14 protein-coding genes and 1 pseudogene are annotated in these 12,707 nt (G+C 29.4%); 1 reads left to right on the forward strand and 14 read right to left on the reverse strand.

Annotated features, from left to right (window positions below):
• The first annotated feature begins 95 nt into the window (after window positions 1-95).
• Complete coding sequence (gene trhA, locus BSV1_RS01755; protein ID WP_008882788.1) at window positions 96-797, forward strand: PAQR family membrane homeostasis protein TrhA; 702 nt, start codon at window positions 96-98, stop codon at window positions 795-797.
• Here the strand turns inward: trhA and rseP are convergent.
• The 14 genes and pseudogenes from rseP to recA all read right to left on the reverse strand — a co-directional run bounded on the left by rseP (window position 794) and on the right by recA (window position 12,701).
• Entirely contained in the window at window positions 794-2,095 is a 1,302-nt protein-coding gene (gene rseP, locus BSV1_RS01760; protein WP_008882792.1) for an RIP metalloprotease RseP, read from the reverse strand. The genes trhA and rseP overlap by 4 nt on opposite strands.
• An 18-nt stretch (window positions 2,096-2,113) precedes the next feature.
• Window positions 2,114-2,965, reverse strand: coding sequence for a phosphatidate cytidylyltransferase (locus tag BSV1_RS01765; protein WP_008882712.1), 852 nt, complete (start codon window positions 2,963-2,965; stop codon window positions 2,114-2,116).
• A 1-nt stretch (window position 2,966) separates the two neighbouring features.
• Entirely contained in the window at window positions 2,967-3,659 is a 693-nt protein-coding gene (gene uppS / locus BSV1_RS01770; RefSeq protein WP_008882643.1) for a polyprenyl diphosphate synthase, read from the reverse strand.
• Window positions 3,660-3,663: 4 nt separating this feature from the next.
• On the reverse strand, window positions 3,664-4,218 hold the full coding sequence (gene frr / locus BSV1_RS01775; protein ID WP_008882588.1) for a ribosome recycling factor: 555 nt from the start codon (window positions 4,216-4,218) through the stop codon (window positions 3,664-3,666).
• A 34-nt stretch (window positions 4,219-4,252) separates the two neighbouring features.
• On the reverse strand, window positions 4,253-5,092 hold the full coding sequence (tsf, locus tag BSV1_RS01780; protein WP_008882400.1) for a translation elongation factor Ts: 840 nt from the start codon (window positions 5,090-5,092) through the stop codon (window positions 4,253-4,255).
• Between the two features lie 3 nt (window positions 5,093-5,095).
• Complete coding sequence (rpsB, locus tag BSV1_RS01785; RefSeq protein ID WP_008882320.1) at window positions 5,096-5,878, reverse strand: 30S ribosomal protein S2; 783 nt, start codon at window positions 5,876-5,878, stop codon at window positions 5,096-5,098.
• 213 nt (window positions 5,879-6,091) lie between these two features.
• Entirely contained in the window at window positions 6,092-6,370 is a 279-nt protein-coding gene (locus tag BSV1_RS01790; RefSeq protein WP_002556726.1) for a hypothetical protein, read from the reverse strand.
• An 18-nt stretch (window positions 6,371-6,388) separates the two neighbouring features.
• Window positions 6,389-7,111 carry a hypothetical protein gene (locus BSV1_RS01795; protein WP_008882455.1) on the reverse strand — a complete coding sequence of 241 codons (723 nt, stop codon included), beginning with the start codon at window positions 7,109-7,111 and terminating at the stop codon, window positions 6,389-6,391.
• Window positions 7,112-7,167: 56 nt separating this feature from the next.
• Window positions 7,168-7,779 (reverse strand): hypothetical protein, encoded by a 612-nt coding sequence (locus BSV1_RS01800; protein ID WP_008882496.1) that lies wholly within the window; start codon window positions 7,777-7,779, stop codon window positions 7,168-7,170.
• Window positions 7,779-9,434, reverse strand: a pseudogene (locus tag BSV1_RS01805) (30S ribosomal protein S1). The gene BSV1_RS01800 and the pseudogene BSV1_RS01805 overlap by 1 nt, the downstream one beginning before the upstream one ends.
• Window positions 9,435-9,436: 2 nt before the next feature.
• Window positions 9,437-10,102 (reverse strand): (d)CMP kinase, encoded by a 666-nt coding sequence (gene cmk, locus BSV1_RS01810; RefSeq protein ID WP_008882796.1) that lies wholly within the window; start codon window positions 10,100-10,102, stop codon window positions 9,437-9,439.
• Entirely contained in the window at window positions 10,086-10,835 is a 750-nt protein-coding gene (locus BSV1_RS01815; protein ID WP_008882758.1) for a pseudouridine synthase, read from the reverse strand. The genes cmk and BSV1_RS01815 overlap by 17 nt, the downstream gene beginning before the upstream one ends.
• Entirely contained in the window at window positions 10,822-11,589 is a 768-nt protein-coding gene (locus BSV1_RS01820; RefSeq protein WP_008882435.1) for a hypothetical protein, read from the reverse strand. Before BSV1_RS01820 ends, BSV1_RS01815 begins: the two co-directional genes overlap by 14 nt.
• A gap of 14 nt (window positions 11,590-11,603) precedes the next feature.
• Entirely contained in the window at window positions 11,604-12,701 is a 1,098-nt protein-coding gene (recA, locus tag BSV1_RS01825) for a recombinase RecA (protein ID WP_008882393.1), read from the reverse strand.
• Between the last annotated feature and the right edge of the window lie 6 nt (window positions 12,702-12,707).

Consider the following 12,707-nt stretch of genomic DNA (forward strand, 5'->3'; position numbering starts at 1 on the left):
TCAAGCAAGATTTAATTTGATCTTGAGAAAAACTTACAATTAAAGTAAGGTATTATATATTTTTTATAAATAAGTGATAAAACGGAGGCAAAGCTGTGCTTAGAGAAAATAAACTTAAAAATTACTCGTTAAGCGATGTTAATACAAGCAAAATACCAAAAAATGAGCTTTTTAGTTCAATCTCGCATCTTTTTGGAATTATTTTGTCTATCATTGGAACAACAATTCTTGTTACAATATCTACTCTTAAGAAAAAAGATTTACATGTAGTTGTATTCTTAATTTACGGATTTTCAATGACCCTATTATATGTAATGAGCACTCTTTACCACATATTCCCAAAAGGAAGTAAAATAAAAAAAATATTTAGAAAATTTGATCATATTTCAATATTTATTCTAATAGCAGGAACATATACTCCTGCATGTGCAATCCTTGTGCCAAACAAATCAGGACTAATAATCTTATGCGTAGTGTGGAGCCTGGCTATAATTGGAATAATTTTTAAAATAATATTTACAAACAGCCCCGGATGGTTTAATGGATCCATATTTATAATCATGGGGTGGATTATCATTTTTAAAATTAAGCCCATTTATAAGGCCCTCAGCGGAAAAGGATTTTTTTGGCTAGTTTTTGGTGGAATTGTATATACAATAGGTGGAATAGTATACATATTAAGTAAAAAATTCAATCCAACAATTAACATGAAAATGCATGATGTATTTCATATATTAATAATAATCGCATCAGCATCTCACTTTTGGCTTATGCTAAAATACATTTCTAATTTTTAATTAAATATATTTAAAAGACCTTTCAAATCATTAAAAAGGCCTAAACCAAAAAGAAACAGCCCAAAAAAAATACCAAAGCTATAAAAAGAATAAATGGTTTTGGCCTTAAATCTTTTTCCACGCAAAAGCTCAATAAAGCTGATAAAAATTTGTCCCCCATCAAAAATAGGTATTACAATAAAAAATAGATTCATACCAGCAAGAATTAAGCTCAAGAAAGAAATGCTATTAATCCAATACAATATCCCTAAAGAATAAGATGAAGAGAGAATGCCCACAATTCCAACAGGGCCTGATACACTCTTAGAAGTATTTAAAAAATTTGTCATTAATAAAAAAATAGAATATAAAATGTCTTGCAAAGCATTTACAACCTTAAAAAAAGAATTTTTAATGGCACTTAAAACATTTTCTACTTTAACTACCCTTTTTAAAGGTGGTGAAAAATATATGCCAACCATTTTATTTTTATCATGAAATACTAATTTAGAGGAAAAAATCTCCCCATTTCTAGAAAACTTAATTTCCACAACATCCGAATTTAAATTCTTAAGAAAATAATCTAAATCTCTTTTATTTTTCAAAAGAACATTATCAATGCTGATTATTTCGTCACCCGGCTTCATTCCCGCAATCTTAGCAGGCGAATTTGAAACCACATCTGCTATCACAAGATCAACCCAAGGGCCAATTTCTTTTAAAAAATCTTGCAAACTAACAGTCTCTTTAACAGTAATATTTTCTTTTTCCCTTAAAACATCAAACGTAACTGTAGATTTTTCCTCAGGAATAACTTTTTTTAAATCAGAAAAATATTCAATTTTTTTATTATTAACCTTTAATATAACATCACCGTCTCTAAATTTATCTTTTAAAAAAGAATCTTTATTTAAAATACTAACTCTTGAAGAATAATCAAAATATATAATACCCGCCATACTTATAAAAATAAAAACAACAAATGAAAAAATCAAATTAAACAACGGACCTGCAAAATATATTAAGATTTTTTTAAAATGTGAAATTCCAAACAAAGAATCTTTATCTGCTTCTAATTCTTTATTTGCCTTAAGCTCTTTTTCTAAGTGATCAAATCCCTTAAGCTTACAATATCCTCCTAGAAGGATTGGGGAAAGTCTATACTCAGTATTATTAATTTTAAACTTTAATATGCTAGGACCTATACCCACAGAAAAAACTTCAACCTTAACTTTAAAAAGTTTAGCAAATAAAAAGTGCCCTAGCTCATGAATAAATATTATAAAACTGAGAGCCAACACACTAAAAAGAATATACATAATTTCCTCCAAAAATCACTAAGACAGGTATAAATAAAATATCGGGCCTGTTAAAAGAAAAGAGTCAATCGAATCAAGAGCTCCGCCTCTACCAGGAACGATTTTCCCAGAATCTTTTACTCCAGCACTTCGCTTTAATCCAGATTCAAACAAGTCGCCAATAATGGTAAAAACTCCAATCAAAATGCCTAAAATAATAGATTCTCCATAGCTTAAATTTATTAATTTAAAAACTACCGCAAATATAGCAGTAAGCACAGAAAACAAAATGCCCCCAAAAAAACCCATTAATGTTTTATTTGGGCTAATAATAGTGGGGCGATAACTGTTTTTCCCTAAGAAATAACCAAAAAGATATGCAAAAGTATCGTTTCCACTTACCATAGCAAAAAGCATTAACATTAAAAATGGTGCCTTGGGTAAGGTTGTAATAGAAACCGTAAAAGACATTAATACCCCAGGATATATAAGTATAAAAAGTATTGACGTTGCTTGAGACAAAAAGTTTCCAATCTCATGCTCTTTAATAAACACCAAATCAACAATCCAATTGCTAAAAACTAAAGCTATAAACAAGTAATATATTACATTCATGCCTAAATAAAAAACATTAAAATGAATATATGTTAAAATTGGGGGAGCAAATCCTAAAAAAAAAGATAATATGCTCGAAAGTCCTGAAAATTTGAATTTTAATTTTAATAAATCATTAACTTCTTTTGCCGCAAAGCCACTAAATATAAAAATTAAAATATTAAGGAATAAATAATTTTTAAAATCTAGAAATATTAAAAATAAAATCAAAGGAACAAAAAATAGAAATGTTCCCAACCTTGCAAAAAAAGCAAATCTCTTAACCTTACTCAACAAATCATCTCCCAAAATTTCTTCTTCTAAATTGGAAACATTCCAAATCCTTACTATATCTAGTGTCATAATATTCAGGCCATAAAACATTTGAAAAAATTAATTCAGAATAAGCAATCCTCCATAAAAAAAAATTACTTATTCTAATATTTCCGCCTGTACGTATTAAAAGATCAAGATCAGGTAGTTCTGGATTGTCTAAAAAACTGGAAAAAATATTCTCATTCAAAGACTCTAAATCAAAATCACTTGAAACAAATTTTTTAACAGCTCTAAGTATTTCATTACGACCCCCATAATTGATTGCTAAATTTAAAATAAGGTTGTTGAAATTTTTAGAAAAGCTAATAGAGTCTTTTATAGAACTTTTTACTTCCCTGCTTAAAGACTCAACATCTCCTGAAACTATTATTTTTATTCCATTTTTTTCGTAAAAATCAAATTCGGCTCTCAAATAATTAGCAATTAAAAACATTAAATTTTCTATCTCACAATCATCCCTTCTCCAATTCTCAGTAGAAAATACATAAAAGGATAAATATTTAATACCTACCCTTAAAGAATACTTAACTATTTCTTTTGCTCTTTTAAGACCCTCTTTATAACCTTCTAAAAAAGACAATCCTTTGCCTAAAGCCCACCTTCTATTGCCATCCATAATAATTCCAACATGACTTGGAAGAGAACCTTTATTCATGGATTTAAGCTTCCATTATTTCTTGAATTTTAGATTCTAAAATAGAATCTATCTTTTTAATATACATATCTGTAGATTTCTGAATATCATCTAAAATTCTTTTTAAACTGTCCTCTGTAATTTCAGATTCTTTTTCTTGCTTTTTAACCTTATTATTTAAATCCTGTCGTATATTTCTAGTTGAAATTTTATGTTCTTCTGCTATTTTTTTAGCATGTTTTACAATGTCTTGCCGCCTTTCACTAGTTAACGCTGGAACCTTAATTCTAATAACAGAACCATCACCTGAAGGGTTCATAGAAAGATCAGAATTAAGTATGGCTTGTTCTATCTTATTCAAGATGCTTTTATCCCAAGGCTGAATAACAACAAGCCTTGCTTCAGGAATTCTAATGCTTGACACTTGAGTTATAGGTGTTCTTTGGCCATGGTATTGAATAAAAATTCTATCAAAAATATTACTACTAATTCTACCTGTTCTTAACGTTTTATATTCATTATCAAGTGATAAAAGAACTTTGCTCATCTTTTCATCTAGAAAAGCCTTATAATCTTCCATATAAACTCCTCCTTGCTGACAAAAAGCATATTATCTACCCTATTCTTAAATATTTAAACTCAACTATTTCTATCTTGCTTGAAACTGTCTTTGAAATCTCTTCAAGCATTTCCCTTACAGTAATTTTATCATTCTTTACAAAACTTTGCTCAAGAAGAGAAATCTCAGCAAGATGTTTTTTAATTTTCCCCGCAACTATACTCTTGATTATGCTTTCTGGCTTACCACTGGATTCTAATTGTTTGGCAAATATCTCTTCTTGCTCTTTAATATAATTTGGACAAACATCGTCACTTCTCAAATAAACAGGAGCAAACGCAGCCACATGCAAGGCTAAATCCATAGCAAAATCTTGAAACATTTTATCTTCGGTTTTAGAAAAATCATCTACTTTTAATTTAACTAAAACACCTATCTTGGATTGTTCACCATGCAAATAAATTTTTACAAACTCATTAGATTGAATTTCGGTAATAAAAATTTTTTTAACCTGAATATTTTCTTTTATTGTAGCTGCTAAATTTTTAAGCTCTAACTCTTGAGAAGTAGTTAAAGAATCTATTCCACTTTCTACCAATTCCCTGATCAAGGAATTGCCAAAATTAACAAAATCGTGATTCAAAGCAACAAAGTCTGTCTCACAAGAAACAAGCAAAAGCCCAGCATGAATATTGTTTGAATATGAGAATACTCTACCTTCTTTTGCATCTCGGTCAAGTCTTTTCTCAGCAGATGCAATTCCCATTTCTCTAAGTTTTTTTTTAGCCAATTCAAAGTCTCCACCAGCAGCGGACAAAGCTTTTTTACAGTCTCCAAAACCAGCATTGGTTTCTTCTCGAAGCTTTTTTACATCTTGAGGACTAATACTGCTCATAAATTACTCTCCCCTTTCTTCAATAGAATCACTTTTATCATTTTTAATTTCAATTTCTTTCATCAAATCTTCTTCATTCAAATTTTCAATTATTTGAATACCAACCTCTTTATCACTTTCTAAAATAGCATCAGATATTATTTTGGTAAACAAAGCAACAGAACGAATCGCATCATCATTACCAGGAATTGGACAATCAATAACATCTGGATTACAATTCGTATCAACCACAGAAATAATAGGGATTTTTAATTTTCTAGCCTCATTAATAGCTATCTGCTCTCGCTTAGGATCAATGATAAAAATAGCACCGGGAAGTATTTCCATATCCTTGATGCCTGTTAAATTTTTAGCTAATTTTGATTTTTCACGATTAAGTTGTGAAATCTCTTTTTTACTTATCATATCAAAAGTTCCATCAACTTCCATCTTTTCTAGCTTTTTTAATTTTTGAACAGATTTTCTAATCGTATTAAAATTAGAAAGCATGCCCCCAAGCCATCTATTATTTACATATGGCATATCACTTCTTCTTGCTTCTTGTTCTATGATCTCACTAGCTTGCTTTTTGGTTCCAACAAAAAGCACCTTTTTGCCATCTTTTATTACCTTTTGAACAAGCTCATAAGAATCTTTAATGCCCTGCAAAGTCTTTTGAAGATCTAAAATATGTATTTCATTTCTCTCAGAAAAAATAAATCTTTTCATTCTAGGATCAAGCCTTTTTACTTGATGACCAAAATGAACCCCGGCCTCCAACAGGCTCTTCATCGTAACAATTGCCAAATCAACCTCCTATTATCCTTCTCTTTTACTCACCATGAAAACACACGGCGGAAATTATCCCCTCTTTTATAAGAATATAATAAAACAATCCAATTAATAAGTCCACCTCATTAAAAATAAACGTCATTCTCTTTAATAAAATTATCAGCAAATTATATTAATAAAAAATATTAAAAGCAAAATTAATATCCAACTCTTTAAAAAATGATTCTTTTATAAATCGTTCTTATTTCTTTCAGAGAATTTAATCAAACCTATTAAAATAACCGACCCCAAAATAGGAAACAAATAAAGAACAAAATCTATTTGCCTTTCATAATAATCAGAATAAAAAAAGGGAATAAAAAACTGAAATATAATTCCACCTAAAAAGCTTATTAAATAAACTACTATAAATTTAAAATTCAATATGTTTAAAAACGTAACAAAAAAGCTTACCAAAAAAGAAATAACAATGTTTGTTAAAATCAAATGAGAAAAAAATACTATCATGTTCCCCCTTAAAAAGAACTAATTAGATAAACTAAATCCCGACAAATCCCCAAGATTAATAAGAACACTATAAGCATCATCAACAATGCTGCCCACACCCATAACAAAAATTGCCAAATTATACTTGGGGGCAATATCTTTTGTAAAAAAATCCTCATTTATATGTTTCAGATCAATTGGCCTTTTCTCTTTATCTAAAAAATTGGATTTTTTAATAGATTTTGAAAAACCTACATATTCTCCTTTATCAATATGGGACCTATATATATTTTTCTTCTCAAGAATAACAGATGAAGAAGTATTCCCATTTTTTACAGTAATGAAAGCCTCACCAGGAACATCCTTTCTTAATTCCCCAAAATTTATTTCAAAATATAAAGGCAATTTACTATCTACCCATTCTTTATTTAATTTAAAAACAGGTTTACCCGAATAAACAGTAGAACTCAAATTTATTTTATAAAACCCTCTATTATTAAATTCACTAACATTGTCAAAAACACCCTTTAAGGCTTCAAAATCTTTCTCTACGCTTTTCTGGAAACTAGTTATGTGATAATTGGCACCTTCTGGATAAAATTTGTAATATATGTCAAAACCTCTTAATTTACCAGCTGCTTGATTAGAAAAATAACCCGCTGGTAAAAAAAAAGCTACAGAATCTCTTGAAATTCGATTATCAACCTTTTCTGGTGAAGGAAGTATTAAAATATTGTCAAGACCACATCCAAAAAACCCCATACAAAATGTAAAATATAAGATAAAAAAAATTATAAAACCTCCCCCAAAAATACAGATTAATTTTGCTTAAGTTCTAAAATTTTATTATTTGCCATATTTATATATAAATTATTTTCATATGGAAACTTAACAATCTCTTCGTATACTTTCACAGCGAGCTCTTTATCTTTTTCCTCAATCAATATTGCCTTACTCAAAAGAGCTCTTACCTTTAAAAAGTCCAAACTAGTACTATTGATAAGATCTTCATAAACTAACAAAGCATCTTCTTTTAATCCCATTTTTTCATAAACTATAGCTTTATTAAGAAAAGCAATTTCACTTTCAATGCCTTTTACCTTAATAACAGCATCTAAATCTTTAATAGCCTCATCATACTGTGCTTGACTTTGGAAATAAACAGCTCTGGCTAAATAGAACCTTGAAATAAAATAAGATGAAATTTCTTTTTCCTTTGAAATAAGTTCCCTTATCCTAAGAAATATTTTTTCTCTCTCTTTGCTATCATTTTCTCTTAAATAATCATTTAAATCTTTTTCAAGATTTTCTACTATTTCTCCACCACTCTTTACATAATCCTTGCCTAAAGAATTATAAAAAACAACAATAATAGACACAAACACAAAAATAATAGCAATAAAGAAAACTAAAAGATTATTTTTAGTCATTATTCATCCCTCTTTAGCAAATTCTCAAATGGCTTGTAAGATTCCTCATCATTGCCCTTAAATAAATAAGAAGAAATTTCTTCTCTTGATCTTTGATTTTCATACTCCCTATAAGAGAGCAGCACTGATTTGTCTTTAGAATCAATACTTGTTATTACCACTTTAAGCTTGTCTCCAACGTTTAATTTTTCGAAAGTTTCTAAACTAGATTCTTTTGTATCTCCCAATTGAATTTTACTAATAAATCCCATTATTTTATTATAAACTCTTACTTGAAAGCCTTTTGATTTTTTCTCTACAATCTCAACCTCAATAGCATCACCCTTTTTATAACTTTTAGAAAAATCTTCCCAGGGGCTCTCTTATAGCTGTTTAATTCCTAATCTAACATTTCTTTTTCGCTTGTCAACCTCAAGCACTTTCCCATTCACTAAATCGCCTATCTTGAAATATTCTTCAGGATCAATCTCTTCAAGCCAAGAAATATCAAACTTACTAACATAAGCATCTATACCTTCTTCAATATTTACAAAAGCACCTGTTTTTGTAATATTAGTAACAACTCCTTGAACAACTCTCCCAATAGGATATTTCTCAGTTAATTTCTCCCAAGGATTCTCATTGACCTGTTTAATACCTAGCGATATTTTTTGATTTTCTTTATCTATCTCTAAAATCTTAACTTCTACAATCTGGCCAAGTTTTATTAATTCTTGAGGGCTTTTTATTACTCTTATCCAAGAAAAATTACTTATATGCAAAAATCCCGACAATTCGCTGTCAAGCTCAATAACAGCTCCAAAGGGTAAAATTTTTACAACTTTCCCTTTTACAATGCTATCAATTTTATATTTAACATCCACGGAATCCCAAGGATTTGCTTTTAAGGCCTTAAGAGATAATTCCATTTTGCCTGTTTGTGGGTTTATCTTAATAATTTTCAACTTTAGCTTATCACCAACTCTAACAAAATCTTCAACATTTTCAACTTGATTAAAGGCAATATTTCTTTTATGCAAAATTCCTGTAACAAAATTTTTAATTTTTACAATCGCACCATATTCTGTAATACGCTCAACCACACCATCAACTACATCTTCTTCATTGTAAGAACTGACTAGCTCTATTCTCTTAGCAAGATCTCTTTCTTTTTCTAGGGTGCGTCTATCAAGAATAAGTCTCAAGCCGTCTGCTTCGCTTGCTTCAAGAATATAAAATTCAACAACAGACCCTCTTTTTAATTTCTCATCCTTAGATTTAGAGCTTAAATAAAAAGGCATGAAGCCAGAAACATTTTCATTAATTTGAATTTTATAACCATTTGAAAGCTCAACTAACACTTTGCCTTTAATTATTTTTTTGTTTTGAATATATTCATATACTTTATCTTGAAAATTTAAAGAATCAAGCTTTTCAACACTTAAAATAAGACCTAATTCTCCACCTATTCTTACTACGATTGCTTCAAGCCTATCACCAACTTTGGGAACATTTTCAAATTCTTCAATCTTAATAAAGCCTTCCGATTTATAACCAATATCTACTAGAACATAATCCTTCATAATGTTGACAACTGTCCCAGAAACACGACTTCCAAGTTCTACTCTTTCAAGTACTTTCAAATAATTTTCTTGTAAATCTTTTTGATTTTCCATTCTCACCTCTCTCTTACTTTTTTCAAATTAAACTTTTCTATTATAATATTACACACATCGTCTAATCCTTTGTAGCTTGTATCAAGGTAAAAAACCCCTTTTGATAATTTTAACTTACCATATTGTTTTTTCTTGTCAACATCATCTCTTCTTTTAAGAGTACGCTCTAATTCTTCTAAGGTCTCATTCCCATTTCTTTGCTCATATCGCCTCAAAGCTCGAACTTTAACAGAAGCATCAAGATATATTTTAAATTCAGATTCTGGAAAAACTACAGTAGTAATATCTCTACCTTCTATTATATAATTATCATCGCTAAATTTAACAACCTCTCTTAATTTTTTATTCACAATGTTTCTTATTCCAACATAAGAAGAATAAAAAGAAACTTGAAAATCAATCTTATCGTTTAAAATTTGATTTTCAACATTCTCTCCATTAAGCAAAAAGGCGGAATTATTAAAACTTATATCATTCTCAAGAATCAAATTTAAAAGACTATCCTCACTAATAAAATCGTAACTATTCATAAGAGATCTTTGAGCAATTAAAGTTATTATCCTGTAAAGATGCCCAGAGCTGATAAATTTATAGTTCAGCCTTACGCCAAGCTCTCTTGCAATTGAGCTTTTTCCTGATGCTGAAGGTCCATCAATTGCTATTATCATTTAATTTCTCCAGCCTGGATTTTAAACTATTTATCTTAGACAAAGGAACAATTTTTACTTGACCCTCCTTTAAACTATCTAAATTAATATTGCCAATTCTAATTCTATGAATTTTTTTTAAAAAAATATTTTTGGTCAAAAACACTTTTCTTATTTCCCTATTTTTTCCTTCATCTAAAATCAATCTAGCAGAATTTTTATTTAAAATTTCATAAGATTTTAATTTAAAAAATTCTTTTTTTACCTTTATACCCGATTTAAAAGAAATAAGCAAATTTTCATCAATATCTTTTTTTGATTCAATAATATATTCTCTTTCAACTTTTTGCCTTGGATGAATAATATCGTTTGCAAATTTACCATCATTGGTGAATAATAGAAGTCCAGAGCTTTTAAAATCAAGCCTACCAATTGAAAACACACGCTCTTTAAATAAAGGTTGAACTAAAGATATTGCCAACCTTCTTCCATTAATATCAAAATTGGAACATAAATAATTTCTAGGTTTGTTAAGAGCTAGATAAATTCTATTATTAATTTGAAAATCTTTAAAAACAAAAATCTGTTTTTTATAAATTATTCTGTCGCCTAAAGCTACTTTATCCCCAAGCTTAGCAATAGTGTTATTAACTTTTACAAGTTTCTTTCTTATCAGTTCCTCGCAAAATCTTCTTGACCCCACTCCCTTTTCAGCTAAAAAAACGTGAACTCTAGGGGCTTTAAGTGCAATCATTAATTTTACAACCTCGATACAATACTAATTTATTATTCAAATATCCTAAATTTACAATATTAAGCATTTTACACTCAAGAGATACTAAAAAATAAGAAAATCTCTCAAAAGAATAATTATCGGCATTAAAATCTAAAAGAGAATCAAAAATTACGCTACTCTCTTTATTTAAAATAGAAATAATTTTCATCTTTTTCTCAAATATTTTCAATTCATATTTATTGTAAACAGCTTTAAATTTTTTATCACACAAAAAATTTTTATTAATAACTTTTTTCTTCAATGTACAAGACTTTCTCTTCAAATTTTTGTTTTTGTTATTATCATTAGCAATAGCATTAATATTTTTAACAAAATTGCCACTATCGCCAAAAATAAACTCTTCAATCATTTTTGAGTCATAGAATTTAAAATTTTTCGCTTGGTTTAATTGTAATTTTTCATTTTCTCTATTCTTGCTATAACATATCAATCTTTCCACAACTTTGCGCTCAGCTTTATCTTTGTATTCAAACTTCAGTGGGAATAAAATTTGAGTTTTCCAATAAAACAAATTATTGGCAAGATAAAAAAAATCGATCAATCCCCTAATGCTTATATTAAGGTCACCTGAAACAGCTATAAATTCTTCAATTATTTGATTTAAACTCAAAGTCCTCAAAACATACCTATTCATACTAACATATTCAAAAAAAAGCTCTATTCCACCTGTAAAATTATCAAGGCTGATAGAGTAACTACCCAATTCAGACATTTAAATTTTCCATATTACTCAGATTCATCTTCTTTAAATTCAATAAAATTATCATTCTCTTGATTAAAATTATTAAAAATTATTTTTCTAAGCCTCTTATCCAAATCATTTGCAAGTTCTACTTCTTTGCTAAGATGCTCAATAACACTCTCTCTCCCTTGTCCCAACTTATTATCTCCTAATGAATACCATGAGCCTGTTTTTTGTATTAAATTATGCTTAATAGCAGCATCTAAAATGCCAGCTTCTCTTAAAATACCTTTCCCAAAATAAATTATCAATTCTACTTTACGAAAAGGTGGAGCAACCTTGTTCTTCACAATCTTAACTCTAATCTTATTGCCAATAACATCATCGCTTGAGCCCGATCTGGTTACTTGTTCGATCTTTCGAACCTCAAGTCTAAGAGATGAATAAAATTTTAAAGCATTCCCACCAGTAGTAGTCTCGGGATTGCCAAACATAACACCAATCTTCATCCTTATTTGATTAATAAACATAATGCAAGTATTGGATTTAGAAAGTATGCCAGTAATCTTTCTAAGAGCTTTGCTCATTAGCCTTGCTTGAAGGCCAATCTGAGAATCTCCCATTTCTCCATCTATCTCTAATTTGGGGGTTAAAGCCGCTACAGAATCAACTACAATCAAATCAACACCACCACTTCTGATTAAATGCTCAGCAATCTCAAGGGCTTGCTCTCCGGTATCAGGCTGACTAAGCCAAAGTTCTGCAACATTAACACCTAAAGCTTTTGCATAAACAGGATCAAGAGCATGCTCAGCATCAATAAAAGCAGCTATCCCACCTTCTTTTTGCACCTCAGCAATCGCTTGAAGAGTTAAAGTAGTCTTGCCAGACGACTCGGGACCAAAAATTTCTATTATACGTCCCCTAGGATATCCACCAATGCCAAGAGCCTCATCTAATATGATAGATCCACTTGACATACTTTTTATACCTTGTCCAACAGGAGATTCTCCCATCTTAATAAGACTTCCCTTTCCAAAAGCTTTTTCTATTTGAACTCTTGCAAGCTCAATAGCTTCCTCTTTACTTGCCCTTTCTACGCCAACAACGACTTTTTCCCTTTTTTCCTTTAACTTTGACATTCCTAA

It is taken from the genome of [Borrelia] finlandensis (genome assembly GCF_000181875.2).
GTDB classification, from domain to species: Bacteria; Spirochaetota; Spirochaetia; order Borreliales; family Borreliaceae; genus Borreliella; species Borreliella finlandensis.

Coding starts and splice junctions, on each gene's coding strand:
- frr (WP_008882588.1), bottom strand. CDS start 4,218: ATGGAAGATTATAAGGCTTTTCTAGATGAAAAGATGAGCAAAGTTCTT.
- recA (WP_008882393.1), bottom strand. CDS start 12,701: ATGTCAAAGTTAAAGGAAAAAAGGGAAAAAGTCGTTGTTGGCGTAGAA.
- BSV1_RS01815 (WP_008882758.1), bottom strand. CDS start 10,835: ATGATTGCACTTAAAGCCCCTAGAGTTCACGTTTTTTTAGCTGAAAAG.
- cmk (WP_008882796.1), bottom strand. CDS start 10,102: ATGATAATAGCAATTGATGGACCTTCAGCATCAGGAAAAAGCTCAATT.
- BSV1_RS01800 (WP_008882496.1), bottom strand. CDS start 7,779: ATGACTAAAAATAATCTTTTAGTTTTCTTTATTGCTATTATTTTTGTG.
- tsf (WP_008882400.1), bottom strand. CDS start 5,092: ATGAGCAGTATTAGTCCTCAAGATGTAAAAAAGCTTCGAGAAGAAACC.
- BSV1_RS01820 (WP_008882435.1), bottom strand. CDS start 11,589: ATGTCTGAATTGGGTAGTTACTCTATCAGCCTTGATAATTTTACAGGT.
- rseP (WP_008882792.1), bottom strand. CDS start 2,095: ATGTATATTCTTTTTAGTGTGTTGGCTCTCAGTTTTATAATATTTATT.
- BSV1_RS01795 (WP_008882455.1), bottom strand. CDS start 7,111: ATGGGGTTTTTTGGATGTGGTCTTGACAATATTTTAATACTTCCTTCA.
- uppS (WP_008882643.1), bottom strand. CDS start 3,659: ATGAATAAAGGTTCTCTTCCAAGTCATGTTGGAATTATTATGGATGGC.
- BSV1_RS01790 (WP_002556726.1), bottom strand. CDS start 6,370: ATGATAGTATTTTTTTCTCATTTGATTTTAACAAACATTGTTATTTCT.